This window comes from Modestobacter italicus, from assembly GCF_000306785.1.
GTDB classification, from domain to species: Bacteria; Actinomycetota; Actinomycetes; order Mycobacteriales; family Geodermatophilaceae; genus Modestobacter; species Modestobacter italicus.
Window position 1 is genome coordinate 3,207,269 of record NC_017955.1, and the last position, 19,066, is coordinate 3,226,334.

Below are 19,066 nucleotides of genomic sequence, written 5' to 3' on the forward strand. Positions count from 1 at the left end.
GCGACCGGCCCGCGGCGGGCACAGTGCTCCCTGCCGGGCCCTCCGCGCCTGCCCGACCACCCGCGCACCCCGAGGAGCCCGCCGCCGTGTCCCCGTTCGACCGCATCGTCATCGTCTTCAACCCGCACAGCACCGGGGACGCTCCGGCGTCCGCCGAGCAGCTGCGGGCCGAGCTGGCGCAGCGGCTCCCCACCGTGCCGCTGGAGCTCCGCCCCACCCGGTACGCCGGCCATGCCCGGGAGATCGCCCGCGAGGTGGCGGCCACCGGCGCACCGCTGCTGGTCTCGGTGAGCGGCGACGGCGGCTACAACGAGGTGGTCGACGGCGTCCTGCAGGCCGGCAACGACCGGGCGGTCTGCGCCGTGCGCGCCGCCGGCAACGCCAACGACCACCGCCGGACGACGCGGCGGCGTCCGCTGGCCGACGCGATCGTCGCCGGCGACGTCCGGCGGATCGACGCGCTCCGGCTCACCCTGGGCAGCGGGCCCGACGCGGTGACCCGCTACGCGCACTCCTACATCGGCGTCGGGCTGACCCCGGTCGTCGCCGTGGACCTGGAGGAGGGCGGCAAGGGCTCCTGGCGGGAGATCGTGTCGGTGGTCCGCGGGTTCGCCCGCTTCCGGCCCTTCCCCGTGCAGCTCGAGGACGGTCGGCGGCGCAGCATCGACAGCCTGCTGTTCGCCAACATCCCCGAGATGGCCAAGTACGCCCGGCTCAGCGACGGCGGCCGGCCCGACGACGGCGTCTTCGAGGTGGTGACCCAGCAGCGGACCGGCAGGCTGCGGGTGCTGGCCACCGCGCTGCGCGCCGCGACCCGCGGTCTGGGTCCGCAGCCGAGCACCACGCACTACGCGTTCACCGCGCTGGCGCCGATGCCGCTGCAGCTGGACGGCGAGCTGGTGGAGCTGGAGGCCGGCACGCAGGTGACCGTCGACATCGCCGCGGGGGCGCTGGCGACCGTCGGCTGACCCGGCCGCGGGGCTGGTGCTGCTGGGGCGCGTGGGGCTGCGCAGCCGACTGGGAGGTCGCTCCGGCGGTTCTGTCAGCACCCGCGTGCACAGTCCTGCTCGACCGGGACGACGGGCCCGGTCGGGAGGAGCACTGCCATGGAGACCAGCCCCGGACCGCACCAGCTCGAGCTGCCCGGCGCCATCCACCTGGTCGAGGAGGACGGCGAGCTGGTGCTCCGGCTCAGCGGCGAGGTCGACTCCCTGGTGGTCGACGACTGGCACGCCACCGCCCCGACCGGGTCCTCCGCCGCGGTGGCGGTGGACGTCTCGGCGACCACCTTCCTCGACTGCCGCGGGCTGCGGCTGCTGGTCCGGGAGACCGAGCCGACCCGGCGCTCGGGCCGGGTGCCGGAGCTGCGACACCCGTCCCGCGCCGTGCGGCGGGTGGTCGAGATGACCGGTGCGGCCGCGCTGTTCGCGACCGTGGCCTGAGCTCGCCGCCCGCGGCTCAGCCCAGCGGGTCGTCGGGACCGTAGGGCAGCAGCCGCAGCTGGCGGGCCTCGCCCTCCGGGGCCGTGGCGCGCAGCAGGTCGAGGTCGTCGACGCCGGCCCGGAAGAACCGGCCCGACCACTGGTCGAGCTCGCCGGCGGCGAGGGCCACCGCGAACGCGACAACGTCCTCCGGCCGGGTCCACTCGGTGCGCCCGGCGTGCATCGGCATGGCCCGGGTCATCTGCGTGTCGATCACGCCGGGGGCCAGGTCGAACGCCCGCACCCCGTGCTCGGCACCGGCCAGGTGGAGGCCCTCGGTGATCCGCATCTGCCCGCTCTTGCCCGCCGAGTATGCGCTGCACTCGGCGCTGCCCCGGGTGCCCAGGCCGCTGGCCAGCCCGATCACCCGACCGCCGCCAGCGGCGATCATCCCGGGGACCACGGCGCGGGAGACGAGGAAGGGCCCGTGCACCTGGCTCTCCACGACCTGCCACCACTGGTCGGGGTCGGCCTCCCAGAGCGGCACCTCCGCGGCGTCGATCGACCCGGCGTTGTTCACCAGCAGCGTCACCGGACCGAGCTCGGCGGTCACCCGGTCGACCGCCGCCTGCACCGCGGCGGCGTCGGTGACGTCGGCGGCCACCGCGAGCGTGCGCGCACCGGTCGCCGCGGCGACCTCGTCCATCGCCGTGCTGAGCCGGTCCGCCGAGCGGGCCAGCCCGGCGACGGCCGCCCCGCGCTCGGCGAGCCCCTGCGCCAGGTGCCGGCCGATGCCGGCCGAGGCACCGGTCACCAGGGCCACGGTGCCGCTCAGGTCAGCCACGGAGCACCGCCCCGGTGCGCTCGGCCGCCACCGCGATCGCCGCGTCGCGCGCCGCGTTCGCCTCCTCGCCGGTCAGCGTGCGCTCCGGCGCCCGCAGGGTCAGCGCATAGGCCAGCGACCGGGAGCCGGCCGGCACCGGCGAGCCGGTGTAGACGTCGAAGAGCCGCAGCTGCTCCAGCAGCTCACCGGCGCCCGCCCGCAGGGCAGCCTCGACGTCCGCGGCCGGGACCTCGTCGGGCACCACCAGCGCCAGGTCGACCAGGACCGGCGGGAACGTCGACACGTGCGGGCCGACCGGCACCGCGGCGGCCGGGAGCGCGTCGACGTCGAGCTCCATCGCACAGGTACGCGCCGGGAGGTCCAGCGCCGCGCACACCCGCGGGTGCAGCTCACCGGCGTGCCCGACGACCTGCTCCCCCACCACCAGCTCGGCGCAGCGGCCCGGGTGCCAGGGCGCCAGCTCACCGGCGCGGACGGTCAGCTCGACCCCGGCGGTGGCCGCCACGACCCGGGCGGCCTGGACCGCGTCGGCCCAGTCGACCGGCCGGCCCGGGCCCCACCAGCCGCGGGGCTCGCGGTGGCCGGTGAGCGCCACGGCGACGTGCCAGGGCTGGGCCGGCACGGCGCCCAGCAGCGCGGCGAGCGTCTCGTCGTCGGGGCGCCGCTCGACGCCGGGGACGGGTGCTGGGGTGCGGTGGTCCCCGGGGAACACCGACCCGTGCTCGAAGACAGCCACGTCGCGCTGGCCGCGGGACAGGTTCCGGGCCAGCGTCGCGAGCAGGCCGGGCAGCAGCGTCGTCCGCAGCGCCGGCTCCTCCTCCGACAGCGGGTTGCGCACCACGACCACCGACCGCCGGACGTCGTCCTCGGGCATGCCGAGCGCGTCCAGCGCCGCCGTCCCGACGAAGGGGTAGGCCGGGGCCTCGACGTAGCCGGCCTCGGCCAGCGCGCGGCCGATGCTGCGCCGGCGGCGCTGCCGCTCGGTCAGCCCGCGCCCGGGCGGCACGTTGGGCAGCACGGAGGGGATGTCGTCGTACCCGGCGAGCCGGACGACCTCCTCGACCAGGTCGGCGGGGTCGGTGAGGTCGGGCCGCCAGGACGGCGGGGTGACCTGCAGCTGGTCCCCGTCGGCGTCGACGGTGGCGCCGACCGCGGTCAGCGCCTCGACCACCTGGGAGGTCGGGTAGGCGACGCCGGCGATGCGTGCGGGCCGGCCGGCGTCCAGCGGGATCGCCGGGCGCGGTCCGCGGGTGTCCGGGTCGACCGGTGCGCCGACGACGCGGGCGCCGCCGTGCTCGGCCAGCAGGGCGGCCGCCCGGGCCAGCGCCACCACGGTGACCTCCGGGTCGGTGCCGCGCTCGAAGCGCTTGGCCGCCTCGCTGGGCAGCTTGTGCCGGCGGACGGTGCGGGCGATGCCGGTCGGCTCCCAGTGCGCCGCCTCCAGCAGCACGCTCGTGGTGCCGTCGCCGATCTCGGTGGACGCCCCGCCCATGACGCCGGCCAGGCCGATGGGGCCGGAGTCGTCGGTGATCAGCAGGTCGTCGGGGTCCAGCGCGCGGTCGACGCCGTCCAGCGTGGTCAGCCGCTCCCCCGCCGTCGCCCGCCGCACCGCGATCGGGCCGCGCACGGTGTCCCGGTCGAAGGCGTGCATCGGCTGGCCGAGCTCGAGCATCACGTAGTTGGTGACGTCGACGGCGAGCGAGATGCTGCGGATGCCGGACTGCGCCAGCCGGCGGCGCATCCACCACGGGCTGGGCGCGGTCGGGTCCAGGCCCTCCATCGCGATCATGGAGAACCGGTCGCAGCGGGCCGGGTCGGCGACCTGCACCTGCCAGGCCGGCTCGCCGGACCAGGCCGGCGGGGTGACCGCGCCGGGGTCGCGCCAGTCGACGGCCAGCCCGGTGCCGATCTCCCGGGCGATGCCGCGCATGGCCAGGCAGTAGCCGCGGTCGGGCGTCACGTTGAGCTCGATCACGACGTCGTCCAGGCCGAGCAGCCCGGCGGCCGGCGTCCCCGGCTCGAAGCCGTCCTGGCCGAGCACCAGGATGCCGGCGTGGTCCTCGCCGATGCCGAGCTCGCGGACCGAGCAGATCATCCCGTCGGAGACGTGGTCGTAGGTCTTCCGGGCGGCGATCGCGAAGTCGCCGGGCAGCACGGCCCCCGGCAGCGCCGCGACGACCAGGTCGCCGACGGCGAAGTTGCGGGCGCCGCAGACGATGCCGCGCGGTTCCTCCTCCCCGACGTCCACCTGGGTGTACCGGATCGGCTTCTTGAAGCCGGTCAGCTCCTCGATCTCCAGCACCCGGCCGACCACCAGGGGGCCGGTGGTCACCGGGGCGCGGTGGACCTCCTCCACCTCCAGGCCCAGCCGGACGAAGGCGGTGTCGAGCTCCTCGACCGTCGTGCCCGCGGGCAGGTCGACGTGTTCGGCCAGCCAGCCGATCGGGACGCGCACTACTGCTCAACTCCAAAGGCTCGGGTGAACCGGACGTCGCCCTCGACGATGTCGCGCATGTCGCCCACCTCGTGGCGGAACTGCAGGGCTCGCTCGATGCCGCAGCCGAAGGCGAACCCGGTGAACTCCTCGGGGTCGATGCCGCAGGCGGTGAGCACCCGCGGGTTGACCATGCCGCAGCCACCCCACTCCACCCAGCGCGGGCCGTCGCGGTGCTCGGGGAACCAGACGTCGAACTCCGCCGAGGGCTCGGTGAACGGGAAGTAGGACGGCCGCCAGCGGGTGACCGCGTCCGCGCCGAACAGCTGACGGGCCAGGTGGTCCAACGTGCCGCGCAGGTGCGCCATGGTCAGCCCTCGGTCGACGGCCAGGCCCTCGACCTGGTGGAAGACCGGGGTGTGCGTCGCGTCCAGCTCGTCGGTCCGGTACACCCGGCCGGGCGCGATGACGTAGATCGGCGGCCGGCGCTCCAGCATGGTGCGGGCCTGCACCGGGCTGGTGTGGGTGCGCAGCACCAGCCCGGAGTCCTCCGGGGCGACGAAGAAGGTGTCCATCATCGAACGCGCCGGGTGGTCGGTGCTGATGTTGAGGGCGTCGAAGTTCAGCCACTCCGCCTCGAGCTCCGGGCCCTCGGCGACCTCGTAGCCCATGCCGACGAAGACGTCGGCGATCCGGTCGGTCAGCGTGGTGAGCGGGTGCCGGGCACCGCGGGGCGCGCGGTCCCAGGGCAGGGTGACGTCGACCCGCTCCTCGGCCAGCACGCGCTCGTCCCGCTCGGCCTCCAGCACGGCGAGCCGGGCGGCGTAGGCGTCGGTGACGGCGACCCGGGCGGCGTTGACCCGCTTGCCGGCGTCCGACCGGGCCGCCGGGGGCAGCGCGCCGAGCTCGCGGCGGGCCAGCAGGACCGGGGCACGATCGCCCAGGTGCGCCGGCCGGACGGCGGCCAGCGCCTCCAGGTCACCGGCGGCGGCGAAGGCCCCGGTCGCGGCCTGCACCGCCGCGTCGAGGGTCTCCGCGGACAGCGCGGCGACCTGCTTGGGGTCGTAGGGGTCGTTGGCGCCAGACACGGGAGGCCATTCTGCCCGGCGGGGCGCGGTGCCCGCGCCCGGGTTCCGGCGGCGACCGGTTCACCCTTTGGTGTGCTCGGACGGGCCGCCGGGGTGCGGGGCGTGCGGCACGGGTCGATGTACCCAGGGTGACCACGACTGAGGCACCGGCCTCGACCATCGACCAGGTGCTCCGCACCGGCGGCGTGCACAGCGTCTACCAGCCCATCGTGGAGCTGGACTCCGGCCGTGTCGTCGCCTACGAGGCGCTCGCCCGCGGGCCGCAGGGACCCCTGCACACCCCCGACGCGCTCTTCAGCGCCGCCCGGTCCGCCGGACGCCTCGGCGAGCTGGACGCGCTCTGCCGCGCGGCCGCACTCCGCGGAGCGGTGGCCGCGGAGCTCGGCCCGCCGCTGACCGTGTTCGTCAACGTCGAGCCCGAGGTGCTGGAGTCCGCCCCGCTGGAGGAGCTGCTCGCGATCGCGACCACGGCCCCGGCCGGTCTGCGGGTCGTCGTGGAGATCACCGAGCGGGCGCTGGCCACCCGGCCGGCCGACCTGCTGCGCGCCGTCGAGCGGGTCCGCGAGGTCGGCTGGGGCATCGCCCTGGACGACGTCGGCGCCGACTCGATGTCGCTGGCCTTCATGCCGCTGCTCCGCCCGGACGTCATCAAGCTCGACCTCCGCCTGGTCCAGGAGCGGCCCGGCCCGGCCGTCGCCGAGATCATGAACGCGGTCAACGGCTACGCCGAGCGCACCGGTGCGGTCATCCTCGCCGAGGGGATCGAGGACGAGGCCCACCTGGCCATGGCCTCCGCGCTGGGCGCCAGCCTCGGCCAGGGCTGGCACTTCGGCCGGCCGGCCGCCACCGTGGACCACGGGCGCCCGGTCGGCCGGCTGGTGCTGCCGTCGACCGGCGTCCCCGCCGTCGACCCGGACGAGTCGCCGTTCCGCTGCCTGCCCGCGGGCACCCAGCTGCGGACCGCCCCCAAGGCGCTGCTCATCGAGCTCAGCAAGCACCTGGAGCGCCAGGCGATGCGGCTCGGCGAGACCTGCGTCGTCGCCGCGACCTTCCAGGAGGCCCGGCACTTCACCCCGGCGACCGCGCTGCGCTACCGCGACCTGGTGGCGCGCACCGGCTTCGTCTGCGCCCTCGGCGAGGACCTGCCGGTCGAGCCGCTGCCCGGCGTCCGCGGCGCCGCCCTGGCCCCGGACGACCCGGTCCGCGGTGAGTGGGACGTCGTCGTGCTCAGCCCGCACTTCAGCGCCGCGCTTCTCGCCCGGGACCTCGGCGACGGCGGCCCGGACCTGCAGCGCCGCTACGAGTACGCGCTGACCTACGAGCGGCGCACCGTCGAGCAGGCCGGCGTCTCGCTGGTCGCCCGGGTGGCCGCGCAGCCCGTCGTCCCCGAGCCGGTCGAGGAGGTCGCCGAGGAGTCTCCGGCGGTCGTCCGCCGCAGCGGGAGCGCCGACGGCGCGACGCTGCAGGAGATGGTGCTGCAGCGGGCGCTCGCCGCCACGACCAGCGGGGTCGCGATCGCCGACATGACCGCCCCGGACCAGCCGCTGGTCTACGTCAACGCCGCGTTCGAGCAGCTCGCCGGCCTGCCCGCCGGCCGGGCGCTGGGTCGCAACTGCCGCTTCCTGCAGGGTCCGGACACCGACCCGGGCGTGGTGGCCCGGATGCGCCAGGCCATCCGGGAGGGCGCGGAGTTCCGCGCGACGCTGCTCAACCACCGCGGCCCCGAGCGGGAGCCGTGGTGGAACGAGATCCACCTGGCGCCGGTGCTGGACAGCTCCGGCCAGCTGGTGCAGTACATCGGCGTGCAGACCGACGTGACCGCGCGGGTGACCGCCGAGCGCGAGCTGCTGCAGGAGCGCGACCGCACCCGCCGGCACCTGGCCCAGATCGAGGAGCTGGCCTACACCGACCCGCTGACCGCGCTGCCCAACCGGCGCCGGTTCGAGGAGCGGATGGAGTCCGCGCTGTGGCAGGCCCGGCTCGACGGGACCGCCGTCGCCCTGCTGTTCCTCGACCTGGACGGCTTCAAGGCGGTCAACGACGCACTCGGCCACGCCGCCGGCGACGAGCTGCTGCAGGTGGTCGCCGACCGGCTCCGCGGCCGGCTGCGCCGCGGTGACCTGCTGGCCCGGCTCGGCGGCGACGAGTTCCTGGCCGGCCTGGTCGGGCTGGACCCGGCGACCGCCCCCGCGGAGGCCGCCCGGGTCGCCGACCAGCTGCAGGCCGTGCTGACCGAGCCGGTGCTGCTGGGCACGGAGCGGGTGCGCGTCCGGGCCAGCGTCGGGGTGAGCGTGCACCCCGACGACGGCGCCGAGTTCGGACCGCTGCTGCACCGCGCCGACGCCCGGATGTACGCCAGCAAGCACCCCGCCGCGGGCTGACCCAGCCCGCTGCTGCCGGCCCCTCCCGCGACCTCGCGGGAGGGGCCGGCTGCGCGTGCGGGACCATCGGTGCCCGCGCCCGGCGCGGGACGGGTCCGGGGAGGTCGCGTGGCGGTCGTGCTGGCGCTGGCGTCAGCCGTGGTCTACGGCGCCTCGGACTTCCTCGGCGGGCTGTCCAGCCGGCGCGCGTCGGTGTTCGGCGTCGTCGTGCTGTCCCAGGCCGTGGGCCTGCTCGCGCTGCTGGTCCTGCTCCCCTGGCTCGGCGGGCCCGTGCAGCCGGCCGACCTCGCCTGGGGTGCGGCCGCCGGGCTGGCCGGCGCGGCCGGGCTGGTGGTCTTCTTCCGGGCGCTGGCCTCCGGCGTGATGAGCGTCGTCGCGCCGGTCACCGCGGTGACCGCAGCCGCGGTCCCGGTCCTCGTCGGCCTGGCCAGCGGCGACAGCGTCACCGCGTGGGCCGCCGTCGGCATCGCCCTCGCGCTGGTCGCCGTGGTGCTCGTCTCGGCCGACGGCGGCCTCTCCGCGCTGCGGACGGCCCGGCCGGCCAGCCTGCTCCCCGCGCTCGTCGCGGGTGCGGCCTTCGGCGTCTTCTTCGTGCTCCTGGACCGCATCTCCGCCGACGCCGGGCTGACCCCGCTGGTGGCGGCGCGGGTGGTGTCGGCGGCCTTCGTCGCCGGCCTGGCGCTCGTCGGCCGGCAGTCGCTGCGGGTGCCGAGGCCGGCGCTGCCGCTGGTGGCGGCGTCCGGGGTGGGCGACATGTCCGCGAACGCGCTGTTCCTGCTCGCCACCCAGCAGGGCGGCGCCCTGGCCATCACCGGTGTGCTGGCCTCGCTCTACCCGGTCAGCACCGTCGTGCTGGCCCAGCTCGTGCTGCGCGAGCGGCTCGGGGGCGCGCAGGTGGCCGGGCTGGTGACGGCCGTGGCGGCCGTCGTCCTGATCACCCTGCCCGGCTGAGCGCGCTCAGCCTTGGGCGAGCTGGGTGGCGTAGAGGCAGATGGACGCCGCGACGGAGAGGTTGAGGCTCTCCGCCCGGCCGCGCATCGGGATCCGCACCCGGGCGTCGGCGGTGGCCGCCAGCTCGGGGTCCAGGCCCCGGGCCTCGTTGCCGAACAGCCAGAGCACCGGGGCGGCCAGCAGGCCGTCGTCGGCGGCCTCGTCCAGCGCCACCTCCCCCCCGCCGTCGGCGGCCAGCACCATCGTCCCGGCGGCCTGGACCTGCGGCACCAGCTCGGCCAGCGACGCACCGCGGACGACGTCGACGTGGAAGAGGCTGCCGGCGCTGCTGCGCACCACCTTGCCGTTGTACGGGTCGGCCGAACCGGACCCGAACACGACCGTGCCGGCACCGCAGGCGTCGGCGGTGCGCAGCACGGTGCCCGCGTTGCCCGGGTCGGCGAGCTCGGCGAGCGCGACCGCGAGCCGGGGCGGGTCGGTGACCAGCGTGCCGGCGTCCACGTCGCGCAGCGCGCAGACGGCGACCAGGCCCTGCGGGGTGACCGTCTCCGACAGCGACGCCGCGGCGCGCTCGGTGACCAGGTGCACCGGCACCCGGGTGCTGGCCAGCAGCTCGCCGTGGGCGACCGCGGCCGCCTCGGTGGCGAACAGCTCGAGGACGGCGTCCGGGTCGGTCTCGGCCTCGGCGAGCGCCTCGGTGACCGCCTGCCGCCCCTCGGCGAGGAAGGCCCCGGCGTCGTCCCGGCCGGTGCGGCGGGTCAGCTTGCGGGCCGCGGCGACCCGCGCCGAGCGCTCGGTGAGCAGATCGGGCACCTGTGACCTCCGGGTCCGTCAGGGGTGGGCAGACGACGACGCCGTCGTGAGCGGGTCGGGGACCCGCCCACGACGGCGTCGTGGGTGCTGCTGATCAGGCGGCTGCGGCGCCGGTCGCCTCGGGGTTCGCGGCGAGCGCGGCCCGGGCGGACTCCACCAGCGTGGCGAACGCAGCGGGCTCGTTGACGGCGAGCTCGGCCAGGACCTTGCGGTCCAGCTCGATGCCGGCCAGCTTGAGGCCCTGCATGAACCGGTTGTACGTCATGTCGTTCTGCCGCGCCGCGGCGTTGATCCGGGTGATCCACAGCTTGCGGAAGTCACCCTTGCGGACCTTGCGGTCGCGGTAGTTGTAGGTCGCGGAGTGGAGGATCTGCTCCTTGGCCTTGCGGTACAGCCGCGAGCGCTGGCCGCGGTAACCGCTGGCCGCCTCGAGGGTGGTGCGACGCTTCTTCTGGGCGTTGACCGCCCGCTTCACGCGTGCCACGTGAGCTCCGTTCTGCTCGTAGAGGTGGGGGCGGTCAGAGACCGAGGAGCTTCTTCATCCGGCCGGTGTCGGCCTTGGAGAGCTCACCGGTGCCGCTGATCCGACGCTTCCGCGAGCCGGACTTGTACTCGAACTTGTGCTGGTTGTTCTGGTGCTCGGCGACCAACTTGCCGGTGCCCGTGACCTTGATCCGCTTCGCGGCGCCCTTGTGGGTCTTGTTCTTCGGCATCTCTGGCGTCCTGTTCGTGTCTGCCCGGCGTCGCGCAGCAGTGCTGCGCGACGCGGGTGCGTCGGGTGGTGCCGCCGACCGTCAGGCCGGGGGCGCCTGCTCAGCCTGAGCCGGCTCGTCGTGGGCGGCGTGCTTCTCCTGCTTCGCGGTGCGCCGGGCGGCATCGGTCGCCGCCTGGTTCCGGTGCGGAGCGATCACCATGACCATGTTCCGGCCGTCCTGCTTGGGGTTGGACTCCACCACCCCGAGGTCGGCGACGTCGCCGGCCAGCCGCTGCAGCAGCTTGTAGCCCATCTCGGGCCGGGACTGCTCGCGACCGCGGAACATCACGGTGATCTTGACCTTGTCGCCGCCCTTGAGGAAGCGCTCGACGTGGCCCTTCTTGGTCTCGTAGTCGTGCGGGTCGATCTTCAGGCGCAGCCGCATCTCCTTGATGACGGTGAGCGCCTGGTTGCGCCGCGCCTCACGGGCCTTCTGCGCGGCTTCGTACTTGAACTTCCCGTAGTCCATGAGCTTGACGACGGGCGGCCGGGCCATGGGCGCGACCTCGACCAGGTCGAGTTCGGAGTCCTGGGCCAGGCGCAGTGCCTCGCCGATCGAGACGACGCCGACCTGCTCGCCCTCAGGTCCGACCAGGCGGACCTCGGGGACGCGGATGCGGTCGTTGATACGGGGCTCGGTGATGGCCTCTCCTCTGCTGCTGCGGTGAGGATCCGCACCCACCCGGACCACCGACGACAAAGGCCCCGTGAGCTGGTGCTCACAGGGCCCACTCGCCGGGTGCCGCAGCGGCCCGCGGACGGGTCTCTGCGGACGCGACGACCGGACGTGCCGTTCGTCGCGAACCGGGACCTGGGTGCCTGAGCGGCGCCAGGTGGGAGCGGGCTCCTCTTTGGTGGATGGCCGGGACTGGAAGGATCTCGGCCACCGTGGTTCTCGCGCCTCGATGTAGCGGGGGGAGGCGCGCCTACCCTACAGCGCCGCACCGGCCCCCGTCATTCCCGGGGGTACAGCAGGTCCTCACGGGGGACGGCGTGCCGGGCCTGGTGGTCGGCGAGCAGCGCCCGCAGCCCGCGGACGGCGACCAGCGCGCGCTCCCCGTCGGCCGCCTGGACCGCGGAGACGGCGAGCTCGTCGTCGTTGGTGAGCAGCAGGGTCGCCCACGGCGAGTGCTCGTTGAACCGCACCGCCTTCACCGCCGACCAGGGCACCTCGTGGTTCATCAGCACGTTGCGCACCCGCAGCCCGTCGGCGTCGGCGTCCACCCGGGACCTGCCGATGAGCAGCACGCCGGCGCCCATCGCCAGGCCCAGCCCCACCATCGCCACCTGGTCGGCGGTCTGGAACGAGACGACGCCGGTGGTCGAGGACTTCAGCAGGACGGCGACCACGGTCATCGCCGCGACCAGCCCGGCGGCGGCCAGTGCGGTGATCAGCCGCAGCCGCCGGGGGACGGCGGAGACCGGGCGGGGCGTGTTGTCGGTGGCCACGCCCCCATCGTGCACCGCCCGCGCTGGCAGAGTGCGGGCGTGCAGGTGGAGAGCGGGACGGCGACACCGGCGCGCGGCACCGTCGCGGCCCTCGCCGACCAGGTACGGGCGGCGGCACCTCGGCTGGGCGGCACCCGGCTGGTGTGCGTCGACGGGCCGGCCGGGTCGGGCAAGACCACCTTCGCGGGCCGGCTCGCCGCCGCGCTCGGCGCCCCGGTGCTGCACATGGACGACGTCTACGCCGGCTGGACCCTCACCGGCGGGTTCGCCCGGCTGGCGGCCGGGGTGCTGCGGCCGCTGCGCGAGGGCCGGGCCGGCGCCGTCCACCGCTTCGACTGGGACGCCGGGCGGTTCGCCGAGGTGGTGCCCGTGCCGGCGGGGCCGGCGCTGGTGGTCGAGGGCTGCGGCAGCGCGCCCCGGGACGTCGACCCCTACGCCGTCCTGCGGGTGTGGGTGGAGGCGCCGGCCCCGGTGCGGATGGCGCGCGGGATCGCCCGGGACGGCGAGGCGCTGCGGGGCGAGTGGGTCCGGTGGCAGCAGCAGGAGGCCGCGGAGTTCGCCCGCCAGGACACCCGCGCCCGGGCCGACCTGCTGGTCGACGGCACCGCGGGGTGGGGCGAGCACGGGTACGTCGTCCTGCCCGGCACGGACTGACCGACCGCGTCACACGGATGGAACACCGAGGCCGCACCATGGAGGGGTGACCGACCCCGCGCTCGACCGTCCCGCGGGCGGCCCGGCCGGTGCAGCGCCCGCTGCCGGCACCGCCGCTCCCCCGGCCGAGGAGCTGCTGCCGCTGCGCGGCTACACCGTGGCCGTGACCGCTGCCCGGCGCAGCGAGGAACTGGGCGCGCTGCTGGACCGGCGCGGCGCCCGGGTGGTCTACGCGCCGGCCATCCGGATCGTGCCGCTGCCCGACGACGCCGACCTGGTCGCCGCCACCCGCGAGGTCCTCGCCGCGCCGGTGGACCTGGTGGTGGCGACGACCGGGGTCGGGTTCCGCGGCTGGCTGGAGGCGGCCGAGGCGTGGGACCTGCCGCTGCGCGAGCACCTGCAGTCCGCCCGGGTGCTGGCCCGCGGACCCAAGGCCCGCGGGGCGATCCGCGGCGCGGGTCTCGTCGACGCCTGGTCCCCGGACTCGGAGAGCTCCGCGGAGGTGCTCGAGCACCTGCTGTCCGGTGCCGAGGGCCCGCTGCCCGGCCGGCGGATCGCCGTCCAGCTGCACGGCGACCCGCTGCCCGAGCTCGTCGCCGGGCTGGTCCGGGCCGGTGCGGAGGTGGTGCGGGTCCCCGTCTACCGGTGGGTGCTGCCGGAGGACACCGCCCCGCTGCGCCGCCTGGTGGTCACGATCGCCGGACGCGGGGTGGACGCGGTGACCTTCACCAGCGCGCCGGCGGCCGCCAGCCTGCTCCAGGTGGCCGCCGAGGAGGGCGTGCGCGCCGGCGTGCTCACCGCCTTCGCCGAGGCCGTCCTTCCGCTGGCGGTCGGCCCGGTGACCGCCGCCCCGCTCGAGGCGGCCGGCATCCGCACGGTCCAGCCGGAACGGGCCCGGCTGGGCGCGCTGGCCCGCTCGGTCGTCGCCGAGCTGCCCGCCCGGCACCCGGTGCTGGCCGCCGGCGCGCACACCCTGCAGGTCCGCGGGCACGCCGCCGTCCTCGACGGCCGGCTGGTGGAGCTGCCGCCCGGCCCGATGGCGGTGCTGCGGGCGCTGGCCCGCCGGCCCGGCGTCGTGGTGTCCCGGCCCGACCTGCTCGCCGAGCTCTCCGGCGGCGGCGACGCGCACGCGGTGGAGATGGCGGTGACCCGGCTGCGGGCGGCCCTCGGCGCGCCGGTCGTGGAGACCGTGGTCAAGCGGGGCTACCGGCTCGCGGTCCGCGCCTAGGGCGACACGGGCAGCACGACCACGCCGTCCGCGTCGGCGACCAGCCACTCGCCCTCGCGGAAGGTGACCCCGGCGAACCGGCAGGTCCCGCCCTCCCGGCCGCGGTCGCCGCCCGCGCCCCGGCGCGGGTACACCGCCAGCGCGCGCACCCCGACCGGCTGGTCCGCCATCTCCGCGACGTCCCGCACCGCGCCGTTGACCACCACCCCGGCCCAGCCCGACCCCGCGGCGACCGCGGCCAGGCCGCCGCCGAAGAACGCGCAGCGCTCGTTGCCGCCGCCGTCGACGACCAGCACCCGCCCCTCCCCCGGCCGCTCCAGCACCGCCCGGACCAGCGCGTTGTCCTCGGTGACCGTGACGGTCGCGATGCGGCCGCTGAACGCGGCGGTGCCCCCGAAGGCGGAGAGCACCGGGTCGCACACCTGCGCGTCGGGACGCTCGTCGCACAGGTCGGCGGTGGGCTGGGGCGGCATGGGACGGGCTCGCTCTCCTCGGACGGACGGGAACCGCCGATCATGCTCGCGGCCCGCCGGCCGGCGCCGCCGGGCGGCCCGGGTGCGGGATGATCCGGGGATGGAACCGCCTGTCATGGACCTCGTGGGCTTCCTGCTGGCCCGCATCGCCGAGGACACCCACGCCGTCGCCACCACCGCCGAGGACGCCGGGGCCGAGGCCACGGCCGCGCGGGTCCGCGCGGACTGCGCGGCCAAGCGCAAGGTCGTGCTCGCCTGCCAGGCCGCCGCGCCGGACCTGCGCTTCCTGGGCACCCGGCCGCCGGGTCTGGCCGACTTCCCGCTGCCGCCCCGGGACCTGCACCAGCTCGCCGCGGTCACCCTCGCCCTGCTCGCCACCCCCTACGCCGACCACCCCGACTTCGAGCAGGCCTGGCGCCCTTGACGGCTGCGGACGACGACGGAGCCCTCACACGCCGGCGACCTGGCTCCCCGGGCGGAGGTAGACGACCCAGGTGACGACGACGCAGACGGCGTAGAACGCGATGAAGGCGAGGTAGGCGCCGTCCCCGCTGCCGGTGGACAGGAACGACTGGCGGAAGGCGAGGTTCACCAGCACCCCGCCGAAGGCGCCCACGGCCCCGGCGATGCCGATCACCGCACCGGACGTCCGCAGCGCGTGCCGGTCGGCGGCCACCGGGTCGGTGCCGGCGGCGACGGCGTCCATCGCCCGGGTGCGGAAGACCGCCGGGATCATCTTGTAGGTCGAGCCGTTGCCGATCCCGCTGAGCACGAACAGCAGCACGAAGCCGAGCAGGAACAGCGGCAGCGACTCGGCCTGGCTGGCGACCAGCACGACCGCCGCACCGGCCGCCATCGCGATGAAGTTCCAGAAGGTGATCCGCGCGCCGCCGAACCGGTCGGCGAGCGACCCGCCCAGCGGCCGGATCAGCGAGCCGAGCAGCGGCCCGAGCCAGGTGAGCTGCGCGGCGGCGAGCGGGGTGGCGAAGTCGTCGGCGAACTGGTTCTGCAGCACCTGGCCGAAGGCGAACCCGAAGCCGATGAACGAGCCGAAGGTGCCGATGTAGAGGAACGACAGGATCCAGGTGTGGCCCTCGCGGGCGGCCTCGCGCATCGCCCGGGGCTGGTTGCGCGCCGTCGTCAGGTTGTCCATCAGCAGCGCCGCGCCGACCGCGGCGAGCACGATGAACGGGATGTAGACGTACAGGACGATGCGCGGGTGCTCGACGCCCGCGGTGGCCAGCACCAGCAGCCCGACGAGCTGGATGACCGGCACGCCCAGGTTGCCGCCGCCGGCGTTGAGGCCGAGCGCCCAGCCCTTGAGCCGGGTCGGGTAGAAGGCGTTGATGTTGGTCATCGAGCTGGCGAAGTTGCCGCCGCCCACGCCGGCGAGGCAGGAGACGACCAGCAGGGTGGTGTACGAGACGCCGGGCTCGAGCACGACCGCCGTCGCGATGGTCGGCACCAGCAGCAGCGAGGCGCTGATGATCGTCCAGTTGCGGCCGCCGAACTTCGCCACCGCGAAGGTGTAGGGCAGCCGGACGAACGCGCCCAGCGCGGTGGGCAGCGTGGTGAGCAGGAACTTGCCGGCCGGGTCGATGCCGAACACCGGCTCGGGCAGGAAGAGCACCATCACCGACCACAGGCTCCAGATGGAGAACCCGATGTGCTCGGAGAAGACGGAGAAGAACAGGTTCCGCCGGGCGACGGGCTTGCCGGTCGAATCCCAGAAGTCCACGTCCTCGGGCCGCCAGTCGTCGATCCACCGACCGCCGAGGCGGCCGGGGACCCGCTGGGTCGCGGTGCTGGTGGGTTCGGTGGCGGTGGCCATGCCCTGACGGTGGCGGTCCGGCGTTCCCCGGCCGTTGCCGGGACGGTGAGCTCGTGTTCCGTTGTCCGCACCGCGGCTGCCCCGCTGTGGTGAGGCGCTCCGGGTGGCGGGTGCGTCCCGCCGCCGTGCGCGCCATGATCAGCCCGTGAGGGACTCCGAGGAGCGCGCGCCCGGCCGGGACCTGGTGGAGACCGGGGAGCTGGTCGCCGGCTCGATGAGCCGCGCCGTCGCCGGGCTGCTGTTCGACCCCGCGTCGAGCCCGCTGCGGCTGGACGACCGGCTGGCCGGCTGCCTGCGCGACGCCGCCACCTCGGCCGCCGCGCTGCCGCTGACCTGGGAGCGCGCCCGCGCCGGCGCGGTCCTCGCCTTCGTCGCCGAGCTGTCGGTCACCCGCGCCCACCAGGGCCGCGCGGTGCGCACCGACGGCTTCTTCAGCGTGACCACCGCCGCGCGCTCGGCCGCCGAGCGGCTGGTCGAGGACGTCGTCCAGGCGGCCCGGCGGACCACCGAGGAGCGGCGGGTGCGGCACCTGGGCTACCTGGTGGCCGAGGTCGTCGTCTCCCCCGACATCGACGTGGCGCTGGCCGCCCGGGCGCTGCAGCTGGCCGAGTCCTGCAGCTGGCGGCAGCTGGTGCTGCTGGCCGCGGTGGGCCGCCGGGACCGCGCACCGCTGCCGATGGCCCCGCTGGAGGACGACCCGCGGGCCTGGCGGGCCTGGGGCGCCCGGGAGGACGTCGCCGACCTGCAGCGCGCCGGGCTGCTCGACCCGCCGCCCACCGTCGTCCGCCCGGGCTCCCGGCCGCGGCTGCGCCCGGCCGACCTGCGGCTGACCCGCCGCGGTGTGCTCCTGCACCGGTTGCTGGCGCTGGACTTCGTCCGCGAGGACGACGTGCAGGCGGCGCTGGCCGACCTGGACCTGCCGCCCGCCTGATGAAGGGCGGCGACGAGGACGTCGACGCCGCTGTCTCCCGCGTGCTCCCGGAGCTGACGCCGGCCGCCGTCCTGCTCACCGACACCCCGGAGGAGGCCGTCCGGCTGCTGGGCGCCGCGCTGGGCCGCCCCGGCGCACTGGACTCCGGCGGGGCCGCGCGCCGCGCGCTGGCTGCGGCGCACCGGACCGGCCAGCAGCAGCTGATCGGGTCGCTGGACCTGTCCCCGTCCGAGCAGGACCCCGCGCTGGCCGAGGCGCTGCGCGCGCTCCCCGCCACCGACCGGGCGGCGGCCGTCCTCGAGCTGCTGGACGCCGGGCCGCACGGAGGCGCCGCGGTCGCTGCGCTGCGCGCGGAGCTGGCCGGACGGGACGAGCAGGCCCGGGCCGCGCGCGCCCGGCAGCGCTCGCTGTTCGCCGTGCCCGGCACGGCACCGGGGCCCGAGGTCCCGGCCGCCCCGCTGCCCGAGCGGCTCGCCCGGCTGGCCGCCGGCCGGCGTCTCCCGCCCAGCGCGGCGGACACGGTCGCCGGCATGGTGACCGCCGCCCGGGCGGCCCGCCGCCGCCGACGGCTGCTGCTGGGGGCCGGCGCTCTCGTCGTGCTCGCGCTGGCGGTCGTCGTCCCGGTGCTGCCGCGCGGCGCACCGGCCCCGGCGCCACCGCCCGCCCCGTCCGCCGTCCCGGTGCCCACCGGGCCCTCCGTCTTCACCGGGGCTCCCCGCGGGTCGCTCGCCGGGGACGAGGCGTTCCTGGCGGGCCTGGTCGCGCTCGACTGGCCCCCGGCCCGCGCCGCGGACCCCCGGCGGGTGGTCTACGCCGGCGACGTGCCCGGCGGGCGGTGGGCGCTGCTCACGTCCGGCGGCACGGCGGACCGGCCGGCGGCAGCGGCGTGGTTCACCGGCCCCGCGGGCGCCGGACCGGACGGCCTGCGGCTGGTGTCGGGCTGGAGCACGCCCGACCCCGGCCGGCCGGTCGCGCTGACCGACCCGGCCACCGGCAGCCTGGTGGTGCTGGCCGCCCCGGACGACCAGGTCGCGGTGTCCGGGCGGCCGGAGGTCACCGCGGACGGCGGCGTGCAGCGCGCCTACGGTCTGGTCGGCACCGCGGCCGGCCTGGCCGAGGTGCACCTCCGACCGGTGCCGGGCGCCACGGGTAGCTCCGTCCAGCTGCTCTGGCGACGGGCCGGCCGGTCACCGCAGCCGCTCACCCCCGCCGTCGTCACGACGGAGGCCGCACCGGGGACGCCCCAGCTCGACCGGGTCCGCCCGGCTCCCCCGCCGGCCCGCGGGGACGCCGCGGTCGGTCCTCAGCTGGCGTCCGTGCTGGACCGGCTGGGCCAGCCCGCGCACGACGCCGTGGTCACCGTCCTCTGGGCCGGCGACGTGCCCGGCCCGCACGAGCTGCCCGCACGGGTGACCGTCCTCGCCGTCGGGCAGCAGTCCGGAGCCGCGGTCGTCACCGCGCCCTACGGCCTGGCCACCGGCCCGACCGGCGCGGCGGGCAGCTCGGTGTGCGTCACCGGGGTGCTGCCGGCCGGCGCGCCCCTCGAGGAGCAGGTCGTCGCGCTGCGGTGCGACGTCCGGGCCGGTCTCGCCGACCCCGCGAGCGCCCGGTCCCTGGTCGTGCTCGCCGCGCGCGACGCGGCCTCGGTGCAGCTGTTCGACGCCGCCGGGACCGTGCTGGGCGAGCACCCGCTGACCGACGGGGTCGCCGTCGTCGGCTCCCCCGGCGACGTCGCCCGCGTCCTGGTGCACGGTCCCGGGGACGCGGTCACCGGGGCGGCCGTGCTGGCGGAGGCCGACCTGTCCGGCTGACCG

The 19,066-nt window shown here is 76.4% G+C and carries 19 protein-coding genes; 9 read left to right on the top strand and 10 right to left on the bottom strand.

Going from position 1 to position 19,066, the window contains the following annotated elements:
- Positions 1–86: 86 nt before the first annotated feature.
- Positions 87–968: a diacylglycerol/lipid kinase family protein gene (locus tag MODMU_RS15325; protein ID WP_041795332.1), complete on the top strand. Its 882-nt coding sequence runs from the start codon at positions 87–89 to the stop codon at positions 966–968.
- A gap of 138 nt (positions 969–1,106) precedes the next feature.
- The gene (locus MODMU_RS15330; RefSeq protein WP_014741217.1) at positions 1,107–1,442 is read left to right on the top strand and encodes an STAS domain-containing protein; all 336 of its coding nucleotides are present in this window, start codon (positions 1,107–1,109) and stop codon (positions 1,440–1,442) included.
- Positions 1,443–1,458: 16 nt separating this feature from the next.
- On the opposite strand, the gene MODMU_RS15335 is transcribed toward MODMU_RS15330, so the two are convergent.
- The 3 genes from MODMU_RS15335 to pheS are packed head-to-tail and all read right to left on the bottom strand — an operon-like array spanning position 1,459 to position 5,787.
- Positions 1,459–2,265 (bottom strand): SDR family NAD(P)-dependent oxidoreductase, encoded by an 807-nt coding sequence (locus MODMU_RS15335; RefSeq protein WP_014741218.1) that lies wholly within the window; start codon positions 2,263–2,265, stop codon positions 1,459–1,461.
- Positions 2,258–4,720 (bottom strand): phenylalanine--tRNA ligase subunit beta, encoded by a 2,463-nt coding sequence (gene pheT, locus MODMU_RS15340; protein WP_014741219.1) that lies wholly within the window; start codon positions 4,718–4,720, stop codon positions 2,258–2,260. The genes MODMU_RS15335 and pheT overlap by 8 nt, the downstream gene beginning before the upstream one ends.
- Positions 4,720–5,787, bottom strand: coding sequence for a phenylalanine--tRNA ligase subunit alpha (gene pheS / locus MODMU_RS15345; RefSeq protein ID WP_014741220.1), 1,068 nt, complete (start codon positions 5,785–5,787; stop codon positions 4,720–4,722). Before pheS ends, pheT begins: the two co-directional genes overlap by 1 nt.
- 128 nt (positions 5,788–5,915) lie before the next feature.
- On the opposite strand from pheS, the gene MODMU_RS15350 reads away from it, so the two are divergent.
- Both MODMU_RS15350 and MODMU_RS15355 read left to right on the top strand, forming a co-directional pair.
- Complete coding sequence (locus tag MODMU_RS15350) at positions 5,916–8,168, top strand: diguanylate cyclase domain-containing protein (RefSeq protein WP_014741221.1); 2,253 nt, start codon at positions 5,916–5,918, stop codon at positions 8,166–8,168.
- 108 nt (positions 8,169–8,276) lie between these two features.
- Positions 8,277–9,119, top strand: coding sequence for a DMT family transporter (locus MODMU_RS15355; protein WP_014741222.1), 843 nt, complete (start codon positions 8,277–8,279; stop codon positions 9,117–9,119).
- Between the two features lie 6 nt (positions 9,120–9,125).
- On the opposite strand, the gene MODMU_RS15360 is transcribed toward MODMU_RS15355, so the two are convergent.
- The 5 genes from MODMU_RS15360 to MODMU_RS15380 all read right to left on the bottom strand — a co-directional run bounded on the left by MODMU_RS15360 (position 9,126) and on the right by MODMU_RS15380 (position 12,135).
- Positions 9,126–9,932, bottom strand: coding sequence for a TrmH family RNA methyltransferase (locus MODMU_RS15360; protein ID WP_014741223.1), 807 nt, complete (start codon positions 9,930–9,932; stop codon positions 9,126–9,128).
- Positions 9,933–10,026: 94 nt separating this feature from the next.
- Entirely contained in the window at positions 10,027–10,416 is a 390-nt protein-coding gene (rplT, locus tag MODMU_RS15365; RefSeq protein WP_041795335.1) for a 50S ribosomal protein L20, read from the bottom strand.
- 34 nt (positions 10,417–10,450) lie between these two features.
- Positions 10,451–10,645, bottom strand: a complete 195-nt coding sequence (rpmI, locus tag MODMU_RS15370) for a 50S ribosomal protein L35 (RefSeq protein ID WP_014741225.1) — start codon at positions 10,643–10,645, stop codon at positions 10,451–10,453.
- An 81-nt stretch (positions 10,646–10,726) separates the two neighbouring features.
- Entirely contained in the window at positions 10,727–11,368 is a 642-nt protein-coding gene (gene infC, locus MODMU_RS15375; RefSeq protein WP_014741226.1) for a translation initiation factor IF-3, read from the bottom strand.
- A gap of 272 nt (positions 11,369–11,640) precedes the next feature.
- On the bottom strand, positions 11,641–12,135 hold the full coding sequence (locus MODMU_RS15380; protein WP_014741227.1) for a PH domain-containing protein: 495 nt from the start codon (positions 12,133–12,135) through the stop codon (positions 11,641–11,643).
- Between the two features lie 39 nt (positions 12,136–12,174).
- Here MODMU_RS15380 and MODMU_RS15385 point away from each other — a divergent pair, with 39 nt between their 5' ends.
- Positions 12,175–12,789 carry a uridine kinase family protein gene (locus MODMU_RS15385; protein ID WP_014741228.1) on the top strand — a complete coding sequence of 205 codons (615 nt, stop codon included), beginning with the start codon at positions 12,175–12,177 and terminating at the stop codon, positions 12,787–12,789.
- Between the two features lie 46 nt (positions 12,790–12,835).
- On the top strand, positions 12,836–14,017 hold the full coding sequence (locus MODMU_RS15390; protein WP_014741229.1) for a uroporphyrinogen-III synthase: 1,182 nt from the start codon (positions 12,836–12,838) through the stop codon (positions 14,015–14,017).
- Here the strand turns inward: MODMU_RS15390 and rraA are convergent.
- The gene (rraA, locus tag MODMU_RS15395) at positions 14,014–14,490 is read right to left on the bottom strand and encodes a ribonuclease E activity regulator RraA (protein WP_014741230.1); all 477 of its coding nucleotides are present in this window, start codon (positions 14,488–14,490) and stop codon (positions 14,014–14,016) included. The genes MODMU_RS15390 and rraA overlap by 4 nt on opposite strands.
- Before the next feature lie 100 nt (positions 14,491–14,590).
- On the opposite strand from rraA, the gene MODMU_RS15400 reads away from it, so the two are divergent.
- Positions 14,591–14,914 (top strand): DUF6221 family protein, encoded by a 324-nt coding sequence (locus tag MODMU_RS15400; RefSeq protein WP_014741231.1) that lies wholly within the window; start codon positions 14,591–14,593, stop codon positions 14,912–14,914.
- A gap of 24 nt (positions 14,915–14,938) precedes the next feature.
- On the opposite strand, the gene MODMU_RS15405 is transcribed toward MODMU_RS15400, so the two are convergent.
- Positions 14,939–16,321 (bottom strand): nitrate/nitrite transporter, encoded by a 1,383-nt coding sequence (locus tag MODMU_RS15405; RefSeq protein ID WP_014741232.1) that lies wholly within the window; start codon positions 16,319–16,321, stop codon positions 14,939–14,941.
- Between the two features lie 145 nt (positions 16,322–16,466).
- On the opposite strand from MODMU_RS15405, the gene MODMU_RS15410 reads away from it, so the two are divergent.
- Entirely contained in the window at positions 16,467–17,252 is a 786-nt protein-coding gene (locus MODMU_RS15410; RefSeq protein WP_014741233.1) for a hypothetical protein, read from the top strand.
- Positions 17,252–19,063: a thioesterase domain-containing protein gene (locus tag MODMU_RS15415; RefSeq protein ID WP_014741234.1), complete on the top strand. Its 1,812-nt coding sequence runs from the start codon at positions 17,252–17,254 to the stop codon at positions 19,061–19,063. The genes MODMU_RS15410 and MODMU_RS15415 overlap by 1 nt, the downstream gene beginning before the upstream one ends.
- Positions 19,064–19,066 lie beyond the last annotated feature (3 nt).

Excerpts from the sequence above, each read along its gene's own strand:
- MODMU_RS15330 (WP_014741217.1), top strand. The coding sequence starts at position 1,107 with ATGGAGACCAGCCCCGGACCGCACCAGCTCGAGCTGCCCGGCGCCATC.
- rpmI (WP_014741225.1), bottom strand. The coding sequence starts at position 10,645 with ATGCCGAAGAACAAGACCCACAAGGGCGCCGCGAAGCGGATCAAGGTC.
- rraA (WP_014741230.1), bottom strand. The coding sequence starts at position 14,490 with ATGCCGCCCCAGCCCACCGCCGACCTGTGCGACGAGCGTCCCGACGCG.
- MODMU_RS15400 (WP_014741231.1), top strand. The coding sequence starts at position 14,591 with ATGGAACCGCCTGTCATGGACCTCGTGGGCTTCCTGCTGGCCCGCATC.
- MODMU_RS15405 (WP_014741232.1), bottom strand. The coding sequence starts at position 16,321 with ATGGCCACCGCCACCGAACCCACCAGCACCGCGACCCAGCGGGTCCCC.
- MODMU_RS15415 (WP_014741234.1), top strand. The coding sequence starts at position 17,252 with ATGAAGGGCGGCGACGAGGACGTCGACGCCGCTGTCTCCCGCGTGCTC.